This window comes from Tateyamaria pelophila, from assembly GCF_019966495.1.
GTDB lineage: Bacteria > Pseudomonadota > Alphaproteobacteria > Rhodobacterales > Rhodobacteraceae > Tateyamaria > Tateyamaria pelophila.
Window position 1 is genome coordinate 1 of record NZ_JAIMIA010000061.1, and the last position, 20951, is coordinate 20951.

22 protein-coding genes and 2 pseudogenes are annotated in these 20951 nt (G+C 58.1%); 11 read left to right on the plus strand and 13 right to left on the minus strand.

Annotation, left to right across the window (positions count from 1 at the left end):
* Window positions 1-556 precede the first annotated feature (556 nt).
* The 5 genes from LC354_RS16990 to LC354_RS17010 all read right to left on the minus strand — a co-directional run bounded on the left by LC354_RS16990 (window position 557) and on the right by LC354_RS17010 (window position 5530).
* A complete protein-coding gene (locus tag LC354_RS16990) occupies window positions 557-1084 on the minus strand; it encodes a DUF3489 domain-containing protein (protein ID WP_223426043.1) in 528 nt (175 codons plus the stop codon).
* A gap of 307 nt (window positions 1085-1391) precedes the next feature.
* The gene (locus LC354_RS16995) at window positions 1392-2123 is read right to left on the minus strand and encodes a hypothetical protein (protein ID WP_223426045.1); all 732 of its coding nucleotides are present in this window, start codon (window positions 2121-2123) and stop codon (window positions 1392-1394) included.
* Window positions 2120-4318, minus strand: a complete 2199-nt coding sequence (recD2, locus tag LC354_RS17000; protein WP_223426047.1) for an SF1B family DNA helicase RecD2 — start codon at window positions 4316-4318, stop codon at window positions 2120-2122. The genes LC354_RS16995 and recD2 overlap by 4 nt, the downstream gene beginning before the upstream one ends.
* A gap of 290 nt (window positions 4319-4608) precedes the next feature.
* Complete coding sequence (locus LC354_RS17005) at window positions 4609-5199, minus strand: 2-hydroxychromene-2-carboxylate isomerase (protein ID WP_223426049.1); 591 nt, start codon at window positions 5197-5199, stop codon at window positions 4609-4611.
* A gap of 43 nt (window positions 5200-5242) precedes the next feature.
* Window positions 5243-5530, minus strand: coding sequence for a DUF1330 domain-containing protein (locus tag LC354_RS17010; RefSeq protein WP_223426050.1), 288 nt, complete (start codon window positions 5528-5530; stop codon window positions 5243-5245).
* Between the two features lie 131 nt (window positions 5531-5661).
* Here LC354_RS17010 and LC354_RS17015 point away from each other — a divergent pair, with 131 nt between their 5' ends.
* Entirely contained in the window at window positions 5662-5955 is a 294-nt protein-coding gene (locus tag LC354_RS17015) for a DUF1330 domain-containing protein (RefSeq protein ID WP_223426052.1), read from the plus strand.
* 71 nt (window positions 5956-6026) lie between these two features.
* Window positions 6027-6338, plus strand: a pseudogene (locus LC354_RS17020) (integrase core domain-containing protein); the annotation flags it as partial.
* A gap of 478 nt (window positions 6339-6816) precedes the next feature.
* Here the strand turns inward: LC354_RS17020 and LC354_RS17025 are convergent.
* The 3 genes from LC354_RS17025 to LC354_RS17035 are packed head-to-tail and all read right to left on the minus strand — an operon-like array spanning window position 6817 to window position 9621.
* Window positions 6817-8076, minus strand: coding sequence for a TRAP transporter large permease (locus LC354_RS17025; protein WP_223426054.1), 1260 nt, complete (start codon window positions 8074-8076; stop codon window positions 6817-6819).
* Window positions 8077-8081: 5 nt separating this feature from the next.
* On the minus strand, window positions 8082-8564 hold the full coding sequence (locus LC354_RS17030) for a TRAP transporter small permease (RefSeq protein WP_223426056.1): 483 nt from the start codon (window positions 8562-8564) through the stop codon (window positions 8082-8084).
* Window positions 8557-9621, minus strand: coding sequence for a TRAP transporter substrate-binding protein (locus LC354_RS17035; protein WP_223426063.1), 1065 nt, complete (start codon window positions 9619-9621; stop codon window positions 8557-8559). Before LC354_RS17035 ends, LC354_RS17030 begins: the two co-directional genes overlap by 8 nt.
* A 270-nt stretch (window positions 9622-9891) precedes the next feature.
* On the opposite strand from LC354_RS17035, the gene LC354_RS17040 reads away from it, so the two are divergent.
* From LC354_RS17040 to LC354_RS17070, 7 genes are all read left to right on the plus strand, one after another.
* Complete coding sequence (locus LC354_RS17040) at window positions 9892-10356, plus strand: nuclear transport factor 2 family protein (RefSeq protein WP_223426065.1); 465 nt, start codon at window positions 9892-9894, stop codon at window positions 10354-10356.
* A 12-nt stretch (window positions 10357-10368) separates the two neighbouring features.
* The gene (locus LC354_RS17045; RefSeq protein WP_223426073.1) at window positions 10369-10995 is read left to right on the plus strand and encodes a pyridoxamine 5'-phosphate oxidase family protein; all 627 of its coding nucleotides are present in this window, start codon (window positions 10369-10371) and stop codon (window positions 10993-10995) included.
* A 118-nt stretch (window positions 10996-11113) separates the two neighbouring features.
* Window positions 11114-12073 (plus strand): AraC family transcriptional regulator, encoded by a 960-nt coding sequence (locus LC354_RS17050; RefSeq protein ID WP_223426075.1) that lies wholly within the window; start codon window positions 11114-11116, stop codon window positions 12071-12073.
* Between the two features lie 161 nt (window positions 12074-12234).
* A complete protein-coding gene (locus LC354_RS17055) occupies window positions 12235-12498 on the plus strand; it encodes a hypothetical protein (RefSeq protein WP_223426077.1) in 264 nt (87 codons plus the stop codon).
* A gap of 78 nt (window positions 12499-12576) precedes the next feature.
* Window positions 12577-13443 carry a cysteine hydrolase gene (locus tag LC354_RS17060; protein WP_223426079.1) on the plus strand — a complete coding sequence of 289 codons (867 nt, stop codon included), beginning with the start codon at window positions 12577-12579 and terminating at the stop codon, window positions 13441-13443.
* 137 nt (window positions 13444-13580) lie between these two features.
* Window positions 13581-14066 (plus strand): YHS domain-containing (seleno)protein, encoded by a 486-nt coding sequence (locus tag LC354_RS17065; RefSeq protein WP_223426080.1) that lies wholly within the window; start codon window positions 13581-13583, stop codon window positions 14064-14066.
* A 107-nt stretch (window positions 14067-14173) separates the two neighbouring features.
* Complete coding sequence (locus LC354_RS17070) at window positions 14174-15448, plus strand: NAD(P)H-dependent oxidoreductase (protein ID WP_223426088.1); 1275 nt, start codon at window positions 14174-14176, stop codon at window positions 15446-15448.
* A gap of 223 nt (window positions 15449-15671) precedes the next feature.
* On the opposite strand, the gene LC354_RS17075 is transcribed toward LC354_RS17070, so the two are convergent.
* Window positions 15672-16073, minus strand: a complete 402-nt coding sequence (locus LC354_RS17075) for a hypothetical protein (RefSeq protein ID WP_223426090.1) — start codon at window positions 16071-16073, stop codon at window positions 15672-15674.
* A 338-nt stretch (window positions 16074-16411) separates the two neighbouring features.
* Window positions 16412-16633: a DNA methyltransferase gene (locus LC354_RS17080; protein WP_223426092.1), complete on the minus strand. Its 222-nt coding sequence runs from the start codon at window positions 16631-16633 to the stop codon at window positions 16412-16414.
* Between the two features lie 58 nt (window positions 16634-16691).
* Here LC354_RS17080 and LC354_RS17085 point away from each other — a divergent pair.
* Window positions 16692-16811, plus strand: a pseudogene (locus LC354_RS17085) (IS6 family transposase); the annotation flags it as partial.
* Between the two features lie 408 nt (window positions 16812-17219).
* The gene (locus LC354_RS17090; protein ID WP_223426094.1) at window positions 17220-18026 is read left to right on the plus strand and encodes an IclR family transcriptional regulator; all 807 of its coding nucleotides are present in this window, start codon (window positions 17220-17222) and stop codon (window positions 18024-18026) included.
* Here the strand turns inward: LC354_RS17090 and LC354_RS17095 are convergent.
* From LC354_RS17095 to LC354_RS17105, 3 genes are read right to left on the minus strand one after another with little or no spacing between them, the layout of a single operon-like run.
* Complete coding sequence (locus LC354_RS17095; RefSeq protein ID WP_223426095.1) at window positions 18023-18967, minus strand: NAD-dependent epimerase/dehydratase family protein; 945 nt, start codon at window positions 18965-18967, stop codon at window positions 18023-18025. The two genes, LC354_RS17090 and LC354_RS17095, sit on opposite strands and share 4 nt — an antisense overlap.
* A 1-nt stretch (window position 18968) precedes the next feature.
* The gene (locus LC354_RS17100) at window positions 18969-20453 is read right to left on the minus strand and encodes a tripartite tricarboxylate transporter permease (protein WP_223426098.1); all 1485 of its coding nucleotides are present in this window, start codon (window positions 20451-20453) and stop codon (window positions 18969-18971) included.
* Entirely contained in the window at window positions 20453-20914 is a 462-nt protein-coding gene (locus tag LC354_RS17105; RefSeq protein WP_223426099.1) for a tripartite tricarboxylate transporter TctB family protein, read from the minus strand. The genes LC354_RS17100 and LC354_RS17105 overlap by 1 nt, the downstream gene beginning before the upstream one ends.
* Window positions 20915-20951 lie beyond the last annotated feature (37 nt).

The window sequence follows — 20951 nt, forward strand, 5'->3', positions numbered from 1 at the left end:
CATGACCGCTGAGACATAATCAAGGGTGGGTCAAATCTCGGTGAAAATACCGGGTCACTTCTCAGCGAAAATCAACAGGCCGGTCTTGGAAAATCGCTGCGCCGCCGAAATTCCCATGCTGCGCCGCCGCGTCTGGTTGAGAAATTTGATTGTCACGCGTAGGGAAGTTTTGCTGCACCAGCATCAGGCGGGAAAGTCCCGCACCTTACCAGTTCGCGACCCGCGCGGCGAAGGTCGACTAACGCTGTTTTTGGGTCAAGGGCTGAGGTGCCGCTTCGCGCTGACACCAGCCGACTGCACCTGCAGCATCGCGAGCTATCTGACTGGCAAGACAGGCCTTATCGCGTCGTTGCGCATTGCCTGATTTAAAGAGATTGGATGCCGGAAAAAAGGGCAAGCGCGAGGCTGCCCAGTCTGAGGCAGATAAAGCGGTGCAGGCGGCAACACTTTGAGCAGTTGAGGTGTCATACAGGCGAAACCTCAAAGTTCACTATTTGCATGCCACAGGATTCTGCAAGAAACAGAGAGGTTTAAAGGATTCAGAGTCACTGGAAAGTCACAGATTGGTGTTTTCAATTCGATACACCCGCCCACGCTGATCCTCCTTCTCGGAGGTGATATTCAGACCCAGCTTTTTCTTGAGCGCGCCGTACATGGCACCTCGGCAGGTGTGTGGAGCCCACGTCAATGCGGTTGTGATCTCCGCGATCGTCGCCCCTTCCGGCGCGCGAAGCATGGCGATCAGTTGGGCCTGTTTCGTGCCTGCGCGGGGTGTGCGCTTCTTGCACGGTTCCTGAGGGGCTGGTTCGGCTGCCGCGCCCTCGGGCTCAATGCCGATGGCGGCAAGCCCTGCATCGGTTGCAACCAGCGTGACGCCGTGGCCGTCGCCGGTTTCGCGCCAGACGGGCTCACCCGTACGCATGTTGGTATCGACTTCTTCGAGGAAGCCTTTTGTGATCAGGGTCTGAACCACCTTTGCGGCGGCACCGCCGCGCAGATGCGAGGGCAGGGGCAGGGCCATGCGGTCCTCGTTTTGGGCCGCGCGGGACAGGATGATGGTCTGGGTGTCAGAAAGCTTGGTCATGGGGTCGTCGCCTGTGATTTCGGCAGCATGTGCATCCAACATGCTCAGAGGCGTCATCAGGCAGGCGGATGACACCGGCAGCCAGAATGCGGCCGAGTTCTTCGAGGCGCGCGTCTGCTGACATGCGCTCAGGACAAAGGGGATTGGGACCCGAAGCCGGGGTTGAGACATCATTAAGCATGGGAGCGCCTTTTCATTTGATGCCCTATCTGGGCTTCAAAAGGTGCTGGTATTCAAGTTAAAACAATGGGTTGCGGTGGTTGTGCGTTGGCCTGCGTAATGGATCGGATTTGCGTCGCGTGAACCTTCAGTGCCGCGTGGCCTGCCGAACCATCGAATCTGTCTCGAGTTTGAGCGCAACTTTCCAAAGAGGGGTTTTGGTGAACACGCTTTCCTGCGACCGAAAGGATTTCCCAGGGCGTGTTTCTTGCAGCAGGCCCGTCCAGATCAGTGGGCGAAGCACCTGGATGTAAAGATTGCCCATGACTTCGTCATAGCGCGGGAATGGGCTCGGCTCCGGTTCGCCAAAAAGCACGTGCCGTAGTTCTTCGCCTGTAACGCCATTCTCGGCCTCCACGTTAATCACGTTGAGGAAGATATCCCAGTTCCCCAAGAGGCGTTCGTCCGGGAGACGGGACCAGGCGGAATGATCAATCTCGAAGAGATAGAAGGGGGTGATGATCCCGAATAGGCGGCCCGGGTGACCGATAAGTTCGATCCCGGCCTTGGTCAATTTGAACTGGCCCTTGTAATGCCGCCCCATCTTCAGCGTTGTCAGCAGGAAATGGATGTCTCCGAGCGGCATGAAATCCTGCTCGTTCAGCACTTTGTTGACTGCAAAGAGATCTGCTTCGGTATGGCCTGGCCAGTCAAACTCAGCGGCGGCCCAATGGACGAAGTTCCGTTTGAAGGCTTTCGACGGCGTCAGCCCGATCCCGCCATGTTCGGCGATGTAGGCGAAGGTTTTCTGAAAACCCCGCAAGAGCGGCGAAAAGGCAAGCGCGGGTTCGTCATCTGCAAGAGAGCGCAACTCGATCATGCGGCATCACCTCCCACCAGCCATTCGTCCAGCTTGGACCAGCGCCGTCGTCCTGAAACGTTCTTCACTGCGATGGCCACCGCCTTGCGTTGGCCGACGATTACCACCAGGCGCTTGCCACGAGTAATACCGGTATAAAGCAAGTTGCGCTGAAGCATGGCGTAATGCTGCGTCAGGACCGGGATGACAACGGCGGGGTACTCCGATCCCTGGCTTTTGTGAATCGTCGCGGCGTAAGCCAGTACCAGCGTATCAAGTTCTCCGAACAGGTAGGTTACGGTCCGGCCGTCAAAGCTGGCGGTCAACTCGCCCTCATTGAGATCGACACCCTCAACGTAGCCGATGTCTCCGTTGTAGACCTCTTTGTCATAGTCGTTCTCGATCTGCATGACCTTGTCGCCGGGTGCGAAGGTCGACCCAAATCGTTCCACCTTATTCTCCCCGGAAGGATTCAGCGCGGCCTGAAGCTCGATGTTGAGCGAGCGGGCGCCGACACCTCCGCGGTTCATTGGGCAAAGAACCTGGATGTCCCGAATGGGGTCCAGACCGAAGCGTTTTGGGATCCTGTTCTTGACCATATCGAGAATGCGCGTCACCGCCTGATCCGGATCTTCGGCGGGAACAAAATAGAAATCGCTCTCGCCATCGGGCTTGGTCAGGTCCGGCAATTGGCCCTGATTGATCCGGTGGGCGCTTGTGATGATCTTGCTCTGGGCGGCCTGCCGAAACACTTCCGTCAGCCGCACAACAGGAATTGCGTTGGATCCGATGACATCAGCCAGTACCTGCCCAGGCCCGACGGAAGGCAACTGGTCGATATCTCCGACGATCAGGAGCGCCGCATGATCCGGAACTGCCTTGAGGAGCGCATGCATCAGGGAGACGTCGACCATTGAGCTTTCATCAACGACCAGCAGATCGCAGTCGAGAGGGCTCTCCTCGTTTCGCTTGAAGCCGAATGACTTCGGATCGATTTCCAGCATACGATGGATGGTCTTCGCCTCCATGCCTGTCGCTTCTTTCATCCGCTTGGCAGCCCGCCCGGTCGGGGCGCACAGCAACAGCTTGACGGCTTTTGCCGCCAGGATTTGCAGGATCGAGTTCACGATGGTGGTTTTGCCAACGCCGGGTCCACCGGTGATCACCATGACCTTGGAGCGAAGCGCGAGCCGAATGGCCTCAGCTTGGGTCTCAGCAAGTGTCAGTCCCGTCTTCTTCTCGATCCAAGGGATTGCCTTGTCGGCATCAATGTCTGGCCAGGGAAGCGGACCAGAGATCAGATGCTGGAACCGGTCGGCAACACCTTTCTCCGCGTGATAAAGCCCGCTTAGGAAGACGCAGGGCATATCGCCGACGGTGTCTGCGGTCACCGTGCCTTCAGACATTTCCAATTCGATGGCCGTGTGGATCAGGTCATCCGGGACCTCGAGCAACTTGATTGCCAGAGGGATCAGCTCTTCCCGCGGCAGGCCGCAATGCCCGTTGCCCATGGCCTCAGTTAGGGCGTAAGAAATCCCGGCGCGAACGCGGATCATGGCGGTTTTTTCGATGCCGAGTTTATCGGCGATCAGATCCGCCGTTCGGAACCCGATGCCGCGAATGTCCCGCGCGAGGCGGTAGGGGTTCTCGCTCATCACCTGCACGGAATCGACGCCATAGGTCTTGAAGATGCGCACGGCCCTGGCGGTTCCGACCGCGTGGCTGTGGAGAAACACCATGATTTCGCGAATGACTTTCTGATCGGCCCAGGCTGACGTGATCTTGTCAGCGCGTTTCGGCCCGATGCCTTCGACTTCCCGCAATCGAGCAGGCTCGGCCTCGATCAGGTCGAATACGTCCTTGCCGAACATCTTGACCATCCGTTTCGCGTAAACAGGTCCAATGCCCCGGATCATGCCGGAGCCGAGATATTTCTCGATGCCATCAAGCGACGTGGGCGCTGAGGTCTTCAGGAACCGGGCACGGAATTGCAGTCCGTGCGTACGGTCATTGACCCATTCGCCAGAGGCGGTGACCCATTCCCCGGCCGAGATCATTGCCGCATGTCCGATGGTCGTGACAAAGTCCCTGTGGCTACGTGCTTTCAAGCGCAGCACGCAAAAGCCGCTTTCAAGGCTGTGGAAGGTCACGCGTTCAACCAGACCGGCGAGAACTTCGCCCGGGTTGTCTTGATGCGCGGGCCCCTTGGTCTTCACGGCTCTCGATCCCTGGTACTTTTCGCAAGATCCGCGATTGCCTTGCTGAACAGATGGCGCGGTATATTCACAAGCGCAAACCGGCGCCGTTCCTCTGGCCTGCAGCGCTGATCTGCTTCGATGCATAGTTCAACGGTCTCTGAACTCGCATGCAGGGTTGCCGATGTCGCCACACAACACGCTGTCTTCGACCGTCTTCCCAAACACTGTGTTTGAGAACTGTGTCACAAATATTTTGGGCAAAGACTCTGGGCCACTTGCTGGCGCAGCCCCGAAACTAAGGTTTTTTACTAACAATTTCGAGCCCACAGCACCGCATCTTCCAACCGGTCGTCACCCCAGAACACTTCGCCATCCACTACAAAAGTTGGCGAACCAAATACACCGAACTCCATCGCCTCTTCAGTCGCAGCAGATAGAGCATCTACGATGCTCTCAGATTGTGCGGCAGCGAGAACTTTGGCGGGATCACAACCGATTTCCTCAAGACTGGAAGACAGGTTTGGTTCCTCACCGGCTGGTTCGCCAGCTTCAAACCAGCGCTTGTAAGTCGCCCGGGTGTAGTCTTCGACCCAACCTTCGTTGACGCCAACCATTGCAACTTGATTGGCCAAAACCAACCCCGGCAAAGGGTAAGGGGCCGGTACCTTGGGCGAGAGCCCGTATTTTTGCGCTCGTCGTTCGATGTCGCGCCACATGTACGCAGCTTTGACCGGTTTGCCTTTGAAGGGGATGTTATTCTGTTCGACCATCACATGTCGAACATCGAAAGGTCGCCAACGGAACTTCACATTATGCTTTCGCTTGACCTCGGGAAGACGCATGACGGTCAGGTAGCTGTAAGTGCTACCAATGGAGTACCAGAAATCGATATCAGCCAAGGCAGGCTCCTCCAGCTTTCTGAGTTGCGACAGACGCTAGCTTCTATAATCCCTCAACGAGGATCAGGTCTGTGTCGGAAATCCTCTCTCTGACGGCACGTGCCTCAGTGTAGGCATCGGACTCATAGAATGCCCGAGCCGTATCAATGCTTTCAAATTCAATCACGATAGCCAGCCCCTGTGCACCGCCCTCGCGATGGTCTGGTGATGGATTCCTCACCAGGACTTTACCATTGTGCGCTTTGATTGCCGCGCCCGATAGTTGCTTGAACTCCTCAAAGGCGTCTTTATCGTGAACACGGATGTGCGCAACCAAATATCCTTTTGTCATTACAGTCCTCCCGTATCTTGTTTATATGCTTTGAAAGGTAACTGCGGCTCGAGACTGTGTCTACAGATGTTGCTCGCCACGCTGGAAGCCATCATGCTCCTCGAGAACCAGAGGAGGCTTCAAAGAAACTCATGAGCGTTTATGTCATCGGTCAATTGAACATTCACAACCCCGAGGACTACGAGGCGTATCTGGCTGGGTTCACACCGATTTTCGAACGCTACAACGGCGAACTGCTCGCGACATCGCAGCAAGAGACTGAAGTCCTGGAAGGCACTTGGGCGATGCCACGAACCGTTTTGATGAGGTTTCCAGACGCTGAAACAGCCCGTGCTTGGTACAATGACCCTGACTATCAGAAACTTGCTGAAATTCGTCGCCGCAACGCGGATACGAACTTGGTGATTGTACACGGGATGGATTGATCGCTTGGAAGGCAATTCAAAGGTGCAGAAAGATCAACCCGACGAAGGACAATATTCACCCTAGTATAGCTACGGGGAAGCATGAGTTCGACCGGCTCTGCACAGAACTGGACATCGAACACCGCCTGACGCCACCAAGATCACCTCAAACCAACGGCATGGTCGAGCGATTTAACGGCCGGATTGAGGACGTGCTGCAAAGCCACCACTTCCGATCTGGTGAGGAGCTGGATGCTACGCTGCATCGCTACGTCTGGCTTTACAACCAGCAGCTTCCGCAGTCAGCATTAGGCAGCAAGACGCCCTTGCAAGCTATGAAGGACTGGCACACACTCAAACCGGAATTGTTTAAGAAACAGCCATACTACCGTCCGGGATGTGACAGATCGACATTCACGGCCCATTGCAGCCATTCACTCCGCCTCGCTCATGCTGCGGTGCGGCCCGTCATACCGGACTTTCGCTGCAATCGCGAAATCAATTGATGGGCGAATTCACAGTCTGCGGACAAAGGGTGAATTCGCTTCAGGCGCGAATATGGCCGCTTTACCGCTCATATTGAACCTCAACACCGGGTCGCGCACTATCGTATATTTTGCGCAACCCTCTGCGCGACCTGAGGTGGAAAGCATCGTTCCCAGATTGAAGCGGGTTTCGGGAAGCGAACTTGATCCAAGCCAGTCGACTTAGGTGCCAATGCACAGCGAAATGCACCGGGCCTACCTTGCCCGGCTTTTTGAGGATTTCCTCTGAGAAAGCGTGTCTGCATTGCGCTCGGATTGTTTGGGCGTTCTTGAAGGCCGTGGTCATGCTCTGGGCTGAGCATGTGTCACCACACAAGGCAACTGAGCGGTTTGTTTGCTATTCAATCAACGCCAGTGAAAGCCACGGCACGAATGTAACAATCGTCAAGACGAGCAGCATCAACAAGACAAAAGGCAAAACAGACATCGCGACATCCCAGATACGTTCTCCGAATGACCGGGACGCGATCAGCAGGTTCAGTCCGACAGGCGGGGTCAGCAAGCCGATCTCGAGATTGACGACCATGATGACACCAAGGTGGACAGGGTTCACGCCAATCGTCGCGCCCACAGCCATCATCATAGGGGCCAACAGCAAGATCGCTGACACCACATCGATCAGGCACCCGATGATCAAAAGCGTCAGGTTAAGGGCCAAAAGGATCGCGACCTTGCTTTCGAAGACATCTTGAACCCAATCGGCAAAGGCGTCCGGCAGTCCCTCACTTGCAAGAAACGACTTCAGCATCAGGGCGACGGCCACAATCGGCATCAGTGTTCCCAACATGACCACACTGGATTTCATGATCTCAAACAATCCGGCAAACCCGAAAGATCGGTAGATCAGCACTTCCATCGCCGCGGTATAGACCACTGCAACTGCGGCCGCTTCAATAGGCGAGAACACACCTGAATATATTCCTCCCAACAGAATTACCGGGGCCAAAATGGCGAAAAACCCGTTGTGAAAAGACGCAATGAGCCGTCGGGAGGAGAACGTACCCCGCGCCACTTCCCGGTTTGTGAAGACGCTGTAAACGGCGAAAATGAGCGCCAATAGTATTCCAGGCAAGACACCGGCAAGAAAGAGATCGGCAACACTTGTATCGGTCACAAGTCCATAGACGATGAGGGGGATAGAGGGCGGTATCAATATGCCCAGTGTTCCGGCGGACGTCACCGACCCGATCGCAAATCGGCTGCCATATCCCGCATCCTTGAGGGCCGGGTACATAACCGACCCGATCGCAATCAGTGTCGCGGCCGAAGATCCCGAGATCGCCGAGAAACAAGCGCAGGCGAGGATGGTGGCAACGCCCAATCCTCCGGGCATCCAGTCCGTCGCAGACCTGAACACTTCGACCAGATGGCCGGCAATGGACCCGCGCGCGATGAGATTGCCTACCACAAGATACATCGGGATCGCCAACAGCGCATGGTTGTCCATCGCTGTCCAAAGGTCCTCGACAACATACAGAACGGTTCCGTTGCCATAAACGACCTGAACAAAGGCTGCTGAAACAAGCAGGATGAGAACCATGTTCTGGCGCAGCACCAGAAGAGTAAACACGATGAGAAACAGCAGCAGAGAATTCATGAGGCTCAACCAGACAAGGCTTCCTTTGTCTTTGGAGAGACTGCGAAAATCGTGTGTTTCAAGGCGCACGACGCAAGAACGTAAGGCACGACAATCTGAACCGGCCACAGGGGTACATTGAGGACCGGCACGCGGTCCGCGTAGGCATAGGACTGCGTGACGAATTCAATCGCAAAGACTGCGAATACCCCGAACAGGGCGGCTGAAATCGCATCTCCAACTCTGTCGGCCCAGACGTGCGGGATGATTTTGTCCGCGATTGTCGGCCTGAAATGCACGCCAGAGCCTGTCGCGAGCGTCAGCCCAAGCATGCAGGCCACGATGCCCGACAGAATTCCCACTTGCGGCGACCCTCGCACCGCAACCGAAAAAACGTCAACAGCGATAACATCCACCACGAGAACCAGGACAAGCGTCGAACAGGCCAATACTGCGAGGCCCGCCTCGAGCCGGGTCAAGACCCTCAATAGCTGCTGAGAACTAGCCATCACAAGCTGCCTTGGCCGCCTCTATTCTGGCCAACATCTGCACCGCACTCTCACCGAGCGATACCGCAAGTTCATCCTGAATTCCCTCCGCGGCGGTTCGCCATGCGCTTCTTTCACCCTCTGATAAACCCCTGACGGAAACGCCTGCGTCTGACAGCTGGCTGAGCATCTTTTCTTCTGTGTCAAGAATGGTCTTCGAAAGACGAGGGCCGGAAGATGTCACGATTTCAAGCCATTTCCGCTCCTGTGGGCTCAGGCGATCATAAGTCGATTTGGAAACCGCGATCGTGCCGATCAGGCGGGTGTGGTTGCTGACCGTCAGATGCGGTGCAATCCTGTGGATGCCGATGCCGACACCAAAGGCAGCAGGTAACAATGCTGCATCTACTCCGCCGGTCTGTAACGACAGGATCGTGTCTGAAATCCCCAGCGGCACTCCAACCGCTCCCAGTCTGCGGGAAAACATCATATCGACCGATGTTTCGGAAATTCGGACTTTTTTGCCTTCAAGATCGGAAGGAGTAGCGATCGGATCTCTCGAAAACACAATGACATTGCCAACTTCGAGCCAGCCCAAAGGCACCAACTGCGCGTTTTCCATCGAGTCTCCGAGGATTGAACCAAGGTGATTTACTGTGACGCAGGACCCTTGCGCGGTTGTATCAAAGAGAAAAGGTGACGAAACAAGGTCGATCTCCTGCTCAATGAGCGACAGATAGACATTGCTGATCATGATCATGTCCAGCCGCCCCTTCATGCCTTGCCGCAGAAGTGTCTTTTCACCGCCCAATGCAGCGTCGCCGATGACCCTGATGCGCAAAGCCCCATCTGAGGCTTTCTCGATCTCGTCGGCGACGTCCTGCACCCACACACCCCACGGCGAAGAACTGGGAGCCGCCGTCCCGAGCCGAAGTTCGGTTTGTGCTTGCGCCGCCCCGTTCAGGAGGATCGCAGTCAGGATGGATGCTGGGGCGACCGGTCGCACGGCCCTTGCCCATGCAAGAATGGACAAGACGCAAGTGATCAGTCTGGAAAAGCCAAAAATGATTGTCTTCATTTGATGAGCCCCGCACCGCTTACAGCAGGGTAGCATACGCTCAGAAAAATCGCACCGGGGATGGCAGGTTTGGTCAAAGACTTGGCAGAACATGCCAATACCCGAGCAATGCCCGGCGTTAAATTCAGCCTCATAACGCGCTTCGAAACCCATCAGCGTTTGTCCGGGTGTCAGAGACCCTCCCCGCCTGACGTCCCGGACGCTCCGGTCGCCTTGCCGCCTCCCCCCAGCGACCGGGGCCATTTTGCAGGCTTGATGAAGGATGAGAGCATGACACGCCCACCACTGCCGCGCTTTGACGAATCCTCGGCCTCCAAAAAGGTTCGGTTGGCCGAAGACGGATGGAACAGCCGCGATCCCGAAAAGGTTGCCGCCGCCTACACACCAGACTGCCAATGGCGCAACCGGGCCGAGATATTTCAGGGCCGCGACAAGATCGTGGAATTCCTGACCCGCAAGTGGGCGCGTGAACTGGATTACCGGTTGATCAAGGAACTCTGGGCCTTTCACGGCAACCGGATCGCGGTGCGATTTGCCTACGAGTACCACGACGACAGCGGCACCTGGTTTCGCGCGTACGGCAACGAGAACTGGGAGTTTGCGGCGGACGGTCTGATGCAACGCCGCATCGCGTCGATCAATGAACGCCCGATCACAGAAAGCCAGCGCTTGCTCAGATGGAGCCCTGTGTCCCGTCCCGATGTTCACCCCGGCCTGACTGAACTCAATTTATGAAAGGCAAGAACCATGCCGAATGCTTATGCCAACATTGGATTTACGCCCCAGGTTCGTGAAGAACAAAAACGTTTCGGGTCCGCCGGTGCCTATGCACGTGTCTTGTCGCCAGATCGTTACGATGGCGGCGAACTGACCGCCGGCGAGGCCGAATTCCTGACCGAACGAGACGGCATCTATCAGGCGACGGTTTCCGAAACGGGCTGGCCTTACGTCCAGTTCCGGGGTGGTGCTCCAGGATTTATCAAGGTTATCGACCAAAGGACGATCGGTTACGCGGACTTTCGAGGCAACCAGCAATATATCAGTGTGGGAAACCTGCGCCATGATGACCGTGTGTCGATCATCGCGCTGGATTACCCGCGCCGGAAACGGCTGAAGCTCTGGGGCTACGCGCAGATCGTTGAAGACCCCGATGTCATCGGTCTTTTGCATGATGGAACCGGCCCCAAGGTGGAGCGTGGTATCGTGATCCGCGTCGCGGCCTTTGACTGGAACTGTCCGCAGCACATTCCCATCCGCCTCACCGATGCCGAACGGGACAATGAGATCGCGCAATTGCGCGCACGTATCAAGACGCTGGAAAGTCGATTGAATGAAACCGCAGCGGTCACACAGGAAGCGGAGCTACGGGAATAGTCGCTCGATCCAACGCGCTCTTGGATTGGGTGGTTCAGCGGGTCATGTTGGTATATTATCTTGGGCCATGCCAAGTGTGACAAATGCGTTCGCGCGCACGATGGCCAAGGCGGCCGGGATGACGCTGACAGACGACGGTGCGTTGATCTCCGACGGCACTGTCGTGCACCGTATCCTGCCCCTCGAAAGCGGCAGGCTTCAGGACACCGACTATTTCAATCTGACCGAATGGATCCGCACCAATCACCCGGACGAAATTGCGCTCATCACGGCATATGCAGAGCTGATACAGCCCGACGACCTTGGCGTACTCGGCCTGGCCATCAAGACCGCTCCGACCTTGGGCGCATCGCTGCAACGCGTCGAGCGTTATTACCGGCTGGTCACGGACACGGCGATTTTCCATCTGGAAGAGACAGGCGATCCTGCTTTTTTGGATATCGAGGGGCAAACTGCGGACCATCCCGTTCTCGCCTTCCGCAATGAGACTGCGATGGCCGGGTTTGCCGTCAACATGCGGCGGATTGTCGGAGCTGAACTCACGTTCGAATTTGTCTCCTTTCGTCATGCCTGCCGGAGCGATCCAGAGCGCTATGCCGCTCATTTCGGTTGCCCGGTCAGGTTCGGGGCTGACCGTGACGCAATCGCCTTCGATCCTGCCATGCTCTACCTGCCGAACCGCCTCGGCGACCCGGCGGTTTCAGATTTCCTGACAGCACATCTCGAGACCGAAATCAGTTCGATCGCGGACACGCCTTCGCTTGCAAAAACGCTGGTACACCGCCTGACCCCTGCGCTGAGCAACGGGTTGCCGCAGGCAGCACAGGTCGCGCGCGACATCGGACTCAGCGAACGCACTCTCTATCGTCGCCTCGCCGACGAAGGGCTGACCTTTCGCGATGTGCTGGGACAGGCGCAATCCGCGCTCGCCCAGGAACTGCTGCGCGACAGCGACGCCTCGATTGCCGAAATTGCGTTTCTGACCGGGTTTTCCGAACAAAGCACCTTCAGCCGCGCGTTCAAGCGCTGGGTGGGACAAGCCCCGGCGCAGTTCAGGCAGCACTCCTCAAACATCTGATCGGTCCCTGACCAGACTGTGGCAGGTTCGGCCATGACCTTGGCAGGTCGGGCCAATACCTGACGCGGTCTGACGCCTAACTTCTTTCCAACAATGAACGGAACGTGCCGGCCGCGCCCATCGGACGGACGGCATTTTCCCAAACAGGAAAGGACTTTGGCATGAACGAGGACACAAGCTTCTGTCACCAGCCTGCATCCCGGCACGGCATTGGCGGCCCCGACGAGGCCCGCAAGACGACATCACCCGGAATGAACGACATGACCGGCCTGATCCTGGCTGCCATCGCAGCGGCGCTTCTTGCGGGTCTGCTGGTTCTGCCGGTCACCATGCCGGGAACGGCACGCATTTGGGCAAAGGCAGATTTGCCCGCACCCTTTGGCCCGGAAACCATGGTCACGCGCACCATGTCTGTCCGGAGCTGAATCCAAACAACTGAACCATCCTCCCGGCGGCGCGCGAAATCAGGCGTTCCGCCACCACACAAGCAAAGGAGCTTTGCCATGAAGAACCACGATCACCACCACACAGACGGCTGCGGCTGCGATGTCACCCCCGAACGGGTCGACATGGCGCGCCGCCGCCTGATGGCGGGCGCCGCCGGTGCTGCCGCAGCCGGTGCTGCTGCAATCGCCGGCACTACTGCAAGGGCTGCCACCGATGAAGCTCGCGCGCTTTATGCAGATCCGGAAAACCCCGGCTTGCCGCAGATCGATATGGAGATCGACCCCGGTCGCACCGCTCTGGTCGTGACAGACCCCCAGATCGACTTCCTGTCCGAAGACGGCGTGACCTGGGGCGTTGTCGGCGAAAGCGTGACCGAGCAAGGCACCGTGGACAACATCGAAAAGCTGTTCATCGCTGCCAAGGCGGCTGGCATGCCTGTGTTCATATCGCCCCATTACTACTACCCGCACGACCACGACTGGCAGTTCGAAGGCACGCTAGAAGCGACGATGCACGCCATCGGCATGTTCGACCGGCTCGGGCCTCTCAACCTCGACAACTTCGAAGGTTCCGGTGCCGACTGGATGCCGCAGTACAAAAAGTACATCGAGGACGGCGAGACCGTCGTGTGTTCGCCGCACAAGGTCTACAGCCCCGCGCAGAACGACCTGAACCTTCAGATGCGCAAACGTGGCATCGACAAGGTGATCCTTGCGGGTATGTCCGCGAACCTGTGCACTCAGGCGCACCTCTATGACCTGCTTGAACTGGGCTACGAAGTCGCCGTGGTCCGTGATGCGACTGCGGGTGCAAAGGTGCCCGAAGGCGATGGTTACCTCGCTGCGATCATCAACTTCCGCATGGTCGCCAATGGCGTCTGGTGGACGGATGAGGCTGTCGAGCGGATCGGCAATTCCGCCTGATCTAACATCAAGCCGGAGGGCAACAATATGACCTTCACACGCACTTTCCCCGGTGTAGCGACTGCATGGTCGCTGCTCCTCACCCCGGCTGTTCCACGGCTGGAAACCAACCCCCAAGAAACCCGAAAGGAAAAATCATGACCTACAAACAGATGCTCCCAACCATGGCGACCGCGTTGTCTCTGGTGCTTGCCACTGCGGCGTTTGCCGCGGACGAATACAATGTCGCCAACGGTCTGACACTGAACGGCAATCCGCTGGGCATGCATGGCAATGACCCTGTCTCCATGTTCCAGGGTGGAAACCCTGCGCAGGGGGACGCGGCCTTTACCTCCTCCCACGACGGCATCGACTACTACTTCACCTCAGCCGAGGCGAAGGCCATGTTCGACGCCGACCCAGCAGCCTATCTGCCGCAATTCGGAGGCTTCTGCGCCTTTGGCGTTTACGTCGGCAAGAAGCTGGATGGTGACGTGCGCTATGCAGATATCGTCGACGGCAAGCTCTATCTCTTCGTCAACGCCGCGATCCTGGAGAAATATCTCGAAGACCCGCAGACGGTTATCGCAGGCGCTGACGCCAAATGGTCCGGGATCGTGAACACCGCCGTGAGCGATCTCTGATCCTGCCAGCAGAATTTTAGGGCGGCGCGCGCAGATGCCCGGGTCGCCCCTCGCTGTCGCGGCAAGCGGCAGGGGAAACATCGCCCCCACTCACACAGGAGAAAACCATGACGACCCTGCTTCGCATCGACGCCAGCGCCCAACAGCAAGACCGGTCCCTGACACGCATGCTGACAAAGCTGTTCACGACCGAATTCTTACACACCAATCCGGAAGCAAAGGTGATTGCCCGCGATATCGGGCAGAACCCGGTTCCGGCAATTGATCACCGCTTTATCCACGCAGCCTTTACCCCGCCGGAGGCACGCGAAGACTGGATGACCGAACGGCTGGCGCTTTCCGATGCGCTGATCGACGAGGTTGTGGCTGCGGATATCATCGTGATGGGTGCTCCGATGTACAACTACGGGATGCCTGCTGCGTTGAAAGGTTGGATTGACCACATTGCACGGATCGGCCGGACCTTCTCGTTTGATCTGACGCGCGGCGATTACCCGATCGAACCGATCCTGAAGGGCAAGCAACTGGTCGTGCTGTCGTCACGTGGCGAGTTCGGATTTGAACCCGGCGGGCCACGAGCGCACTTGAATGCACTGGACCCCGCCATTGCCGCCTGCGCCCACTACTTCGGCGTCGATACCGCGAACATCCATACGGTTGCCATTGAATACCAGGAATTCAAGGACGCACGGCATGACCGTTCGGTCATCGCCGCGAAAGAGGCGACGCGCGCACTGGCACAGCAGTTTGGCAGGCCTGCCAAACAAACGATTTCCCACCTGACTGACCAATCCGAAAACAAGGACAAGGCAATGAAAGACTTCCCAACGCACACGATGGAATCCGCTCCCGCAGCCGCAAAACCAATTCTCCAGGCCGCCCTGAAAGGATACGGCTTCGTGCCCAACCTCTACGCCACCATGGCCGAAGCACCGACCATCCTTGAGGGCTATACAACGCTGTCAGCCATTTTCGGCAAAACGGATCTGTCGGAAACCGAGCGTCAGATCATCCTGATGACCAACAACCGGTTGAACGGCTGCAAATACTGCATGGCGGCACACACAACGTTGTCACAAATGGGCGGTGTTGCGGAGGATGTCATTGCGGCGCTGCGCAATGATACACCCATCGCGGACAACAAGCTGGAAGCCCTGCGTCAGTTCGCAATCGTGATCAACGAAAGCCGTGGATGGCCCTCAGACGCGCAGATCGAGCATTTGCTGCAGGCCGGTTACACGCGACAAACCGTGCTCGAGGTTATCCTTGGCACGGCGCTGAAAACCCTGTCGAACTACACCAACCATATCGCTGAAACAGAACTTGACACAGCTTTCGCCGCGAATGCATGGACCTCCTCTAGCGCGCTGGCTGCGGAATAGTTTTCCGCGGCCAACCTTTTGTTCGTTGAATGTAATGAGCAACGGCGCCGAAACACTGCCGCTGTTGCTCTAAATCTCTACGGGGCCAAAAAAGCTGCCTTTTGAAGGACGGTTTCCAAAGATTTTCGATCATTCGTACATGTTGCAGCATTCGGAAGATTGGGCTCTCAACCGCCGTTCGCTGCGCCGTTCACGAAGGTCGGCAGTGTGCCGTTAGTGTTCTTCAGACACCACCCTGTTCGGCCTCATCAAAGACCACCTCCGCCTGTTCCACCCACGGCAATGCGGCACTTTCGGTAAGCTGCATGACCGTGACGGCCGTGACCTCGCGCTTGTAGACCAGCCGCCTCAGCACATCCGGCGCGAGATAAGCCAGCCGCAACTGTCGGCTGACATGGCGCTCAGCGAGGTTCACAGCGATCGCCAAATCACGCACCGTGCCGAACTCGCCCGCTTCCATGCGCCTCCGCCAGCCCCAAGCGCGCCCGATGGCCCGCAGGATATGCGGATCTTGGGTCTGGTCCTCGCTCGGCAGGTAGTCCGCAGGCGGCAGGATTTTCGGCCGCCCGTTTTTCCTGCGGATTTTGAGCGGTACGAAGATTTGGATTGTGTCAGGTGCGGCCATTATTCCGCGGCCTCAACAGGGCGCGGTGTCATCATTTCGTGCATGACGCCTGCGATACCATCGGTGCGCAGGTCGATGACCAGCCCCTCGGCGGTAAGAGGCGCACCACAGCCGTAGCGAGCAGGCCGTAGAGCTCGGTGCGGCGTTCATGCGCCTTCATGCGGTCTGGGGGCAGGGGGTTCTGTTTTGGCAGATTTGCAACTGACCATCAGGCACATCATTGATCGGACCTGGTATCGCCGCTGCCAGATGATGTTCTGACTTCCATGCGTTCATGCGTGGCACGCCCTTAAGCGTGGTCAATAGTCCCGCGCTCGCCGTCACATGGGCTGTGATGGCTATGCTACATCTAGTGGTGCAATGAATTCTCCCATCGAGTTGCGCTCATAGTCGATCAACTCGCGCACGACCTCGATCTCAAGAAGCCGCAGCTCTCGGTAGGCGATAATGAGAAAATTGCCGCAACCGCAGGCCGGATCAAAAAACGTCAACTCGCCAAGGCGATCCTGAAACTTCTCCAGTTCGACCTTGCGGCGCGTGACCGTTGAGAAAAAATCCATGGTCCGTGACGATCACGGCCTCTTTGAACCCCATTCCACGCAGCTTGTGCAGGGCGCCTCAGTCCACTCTTCAGTTCACAACCATTTCAACCAGGAGCGCCATCTCTACAAAGGAGATAATTTCAAGTTCAACCGAACCGCCGCTCAAGCCGAGTGGCGCTTGCTTTGTTCCGGATAAGTTCCGGCATTCAGCGGTAAACTGAGACTGGTTCGAATTCGTCTGACAGCACCCGTCTGACAGCACCCCAACGCGGCTTGTCACTGTGGCCATCGCCAAAAAGACCGCTCGAACCGCCTCGGCGATGCTGGCGAAAGAAGAAGACGACAAAGCTGTTCCGTCAATCTGATGAATGCAAGAGCAGATCGCGGTGCCCACTCGGCGTTGCGATGAGATGCAAGGGCGGAAGTGAGTGATGATGCAGCCGCCGGTCTAGGCGGGTTTCCTTTACCCGGAGATTACGCCGCCTTCAAATTTCCATCTTCGCGACACAACCGATAGTGCGGTTTTTTTTTGGGGCTCTGTCTTGCCGACTAAATGCGCTAAAGCAGGTGAACGATCGTTGACGCATGAATGGAAAGAGTCGCCTTGGCCCGAAGAAAAGATCCGCTACCTGCCAGCAGTACCGAAAAGGACTATCGGATCAACACCGCGCTTGCGCGTGGATTGTCGATCCTCAAGGCATTTGGACCCGACAACCGGCCCATCGGCAATGCCGAGATCGCCGGCCGGGTGGACCTGCCCAAGGCAACGGTGTCGCGGCTGACCTTCACCCTGACCGAGCTTGGGTATCTCAAGTATGACGAGGATTTGGGTCGGTATTCGCTTGGACCGGCGGTCCTGACATTGGGCTATGACGTATTAGCCCAGATGGAGATTCGCGACATCGCACGCCCTTATCTGCAGGAGCTGGCCGATTACGCTGATGGCTCGACCTATCTGGGAACACCGAACGGCACCGAATTTATCTATATCGACGCCTGCCGTACACCGGCTTCGATGGCGATCCGTCTTGGCGTGGGCTCGCGGATCCCGATGGCCAGCACGGGCATGGGCCGGGCCTATCTCGCCGCGCTGCCTGAACCCGACCGCGAGGCGCTGATCTCGCTCATGGCTCCGGAATACGGGGCCGAATGGCCCGAAGTTGAGGCGCGGATGCGGGCCGAAATCGCCTGCGCGCAGGAGCGGGGTTTCGCGATGAGCCATGGCCACTGGATAACCGAGGCGCATTCCGCAGGGGCCATAATACGGCGCGCAGATGGCTATCCGATCTATGCGGTCAATGTCGGCGGGCTTCGGTCAATCATCACCTCGGAACGGCTTGGGAGCGATCTGGGGCCGCGTGTTCTGGGCGTCGCCCGGCAGATTGAGCATATTGCTCGAGGCATCCTCTAGGCCGACTGGGCCTGTCGCCGCCGGGCGTCTATCGCGCGGTAGAGCTCGACGGTCTTAAGTACCCCCTCGACAAGCGGCGTTTCCTGCAAGTCACCGATCACCTGTCGCAGGGGCGAGGTGTCAAAGCCGTCCTCCGGCGAGACCCGCGCCGTGTCTGCGACGGTGACCTCGGCCTCCGGCACCACGGTTCGGATCGCGGCCAGCACGTCGTCGGTGGACTGCACCCGATCGCTGATATCCGACAACAGCGCCCCTCGCCAATCCGAACGCACCGCACGGACAAAGATCTCGGCGATGTCGCCGACATATTGAAAGCAGCTGCGTGTATCGAAGGGGATCTCGTATTTCTTTCCGAGTGCCGCAGCCTCGATCGCGCGGGTGATGGCCGAGGTTTCTCCTTCGTCGCGGCCGACGCCATAGACGATATAAGGACGCAGGCCGAGGCTGGGCAATTGATGATCCTGCCAGTAAATGCGGGAGATCTCTTCGTCGGTTTTCTTGAAGACGCCGTAGAGGTTCGAGGGCGCGTTGGCCGACCCGCGCGGCTTGGCTGCGATCGAGCTGGTATAGATGATCCGCCGAATCCTATGCGCGCGGGCGGCCTCAAAAATGTTGATATGGCCCCCGATATTCACCGCGGCCCCGGCGGCGGGCCGTTCGCGGCAGACTGGGATCTGCAGGGCCGCCAGATGGATGATGCCGGTTGGACGCATCTGCCCGATCAGCAGGTCGAGCGCCTCGGGATCGGTGATGTCGCAGATGCGGCGTTCGACCATGCCCTCGGGGGGATTGGGACAGAGCGCATCCAGTCGGTGATAGTCCTCGCTGATATCGGTGGCCAGGACCGGGATTCCCCGGTTGGCTAGGGCCGAGACGATCCACGAGCCGAGAAATCCGGTCGCCCCGGTGATCAGGACGCGTTCAAGTGTGCTTGGTGTCATCTCAAGCCTCTTTCTTGCGGCTTCGCAGCCAGCGAATTACGGGCCAGATCAGCATCATGGCGGTCAGGATGAACAGGCTCAGCGTGATGGGCCGTTCGAAGAAGGCAAGGAAGGAGCCGCGGGTCAGCAAAAGCCCTTGCCGCAGCGAATTCTCGATCATCTGGCTTAGCACCATGCCGATCACCAGCGGTGCCAGCGGGAAACCGGCCTTTCGGAGGATGAACCCGCCCACGCCGGCAATGAAGGCGGTGACGAGGTCCAGCGGATTGCCACGCACGCCATAGGCACCGACGATGGCGATTACCACGACCATGGTCATCAGCAGTGGCTCGGGTATCCTGAGGGCCCGGGTGAAAAGTTGCGCGCCCAAGGCACCGACGACGAACATGACCAGGTTGACCGCGATGAGGATCAGGAACACCGCATAGACTAGGTCGAGGTGCTCGGTGAACAGACGCGGCCCTGGTGCCAGACCGTGCACGATGAAGCTGCCCAGCATCACGGCGGTGACCGGATCGCCGGGGATCCCCAATGCGAGGGTTGGCACCATGGCCGAGCCGGTGACCGCGTTGTTGGCACTTTCCGAGGCGATGATGCCATCGGGCTCGCCGGTGCCCAGCTTGTCGCGATTGGGCGCGCTGCGCTTGGCTTCGGAATAGGCAATGAACGACGAGGTCGCGGCACCGGTGCCGGGTAGGGCCCCGATGAAGGATCCGATCATGCAGGATTTCAGCAACAGCCAGAGCCGTGGCCTCCACTCCGAGAAGGGGGGCAGGCGAAAGCCCACCTTATGGGCGATCACGGTCTTGACCTGCGTCGATTCCGAGGCCCGGATGAACACCTCGGACAGCGCAAAGAGACCCACGATCGCAGGGATGAGCGAGATTCCGGCTGTCATCTCGAAACTGCCGAAGGTGAACCGCATGTCGCCCGTCACATGATCGACGCCCACCGTGGCCAGGAACAGGCCGATGCCGCCGGCCAGAAGCCCCTTGGACATCGCCCCGCGCGACACGTTTGCGATGCAGATCAGGGCAAAGACCCCCAGCGCGAAATATTCGATTGCCGTAAAGTTCAGCGAAAAGGCAGCCAGTTGGGGTGCTGCGATGATCAGGACCCCAACCGAGAAAAGCCCGCCGATGGTTGACGCCATGGTCGCCCAACCTATGGCAAGGTCCGCCTCCCCCCGTTGTGCCATCGGAAAGCCGTCCAGCGCTGTGGCGGCCGCCTGCGGTGTGCCGGGCGTGTTGATCACGATGGCTGAGATCGACCCGCCATAGACCGACCCGCAATAGACGCCCAGCATCAGGGCAAGGGCTGGGATCTGCTCCATCGAGAAGGTGAACGGCAGGATCATCGTGATCCCGATTACCGACCCTAGCCCCGGCAGGACGCCGACAGCGACCCCAAGGATTGTGCCGATAACGATGGAGATGAGCGCCGGCATGGTCAGCACATGCTCAAGACCCAGGGAAAAAAAATCCATCAGAACAGCTCTAACCAGGGTGAGGAGGGAAGGATGATCAGGAACACCTTCTCGAAGAGGTACCAGATCGAGAGCGGGTAGAGGATTGCGATGGCCAAGGCGATCCAGATGCCGCGATAGCCCAGCACGAACGGCATCAGAAAGGTGAAGATCATCGAGGGGATGACGAACCCCGCGGAGTTGATCGACAATATATAGACACCGCTGAAGACGATTGCACCACCGGCCGCCAGAATCTCGCGTGGGCGGAACTCGGCACCTTTTTCGCGCAGTCCCTCGATGGTGACCATCAGCGACAGCACCGCCATGGCCGCGAGGATGATCCGAGGAAAGAAGACCGGTCCCCGCCCGGCCGTCAGGATCGAGGTCTGATAGACATCGGCAAAGGTGTGATATAACAGGTAGGCCGTCGTCATAAAGATCAGCCCGCCGATCACGCTTGCCCAGGAAGCACCTGCCATGACGTTCTCCGTGTCTGGAAAGCGGGCGCGCCGGACA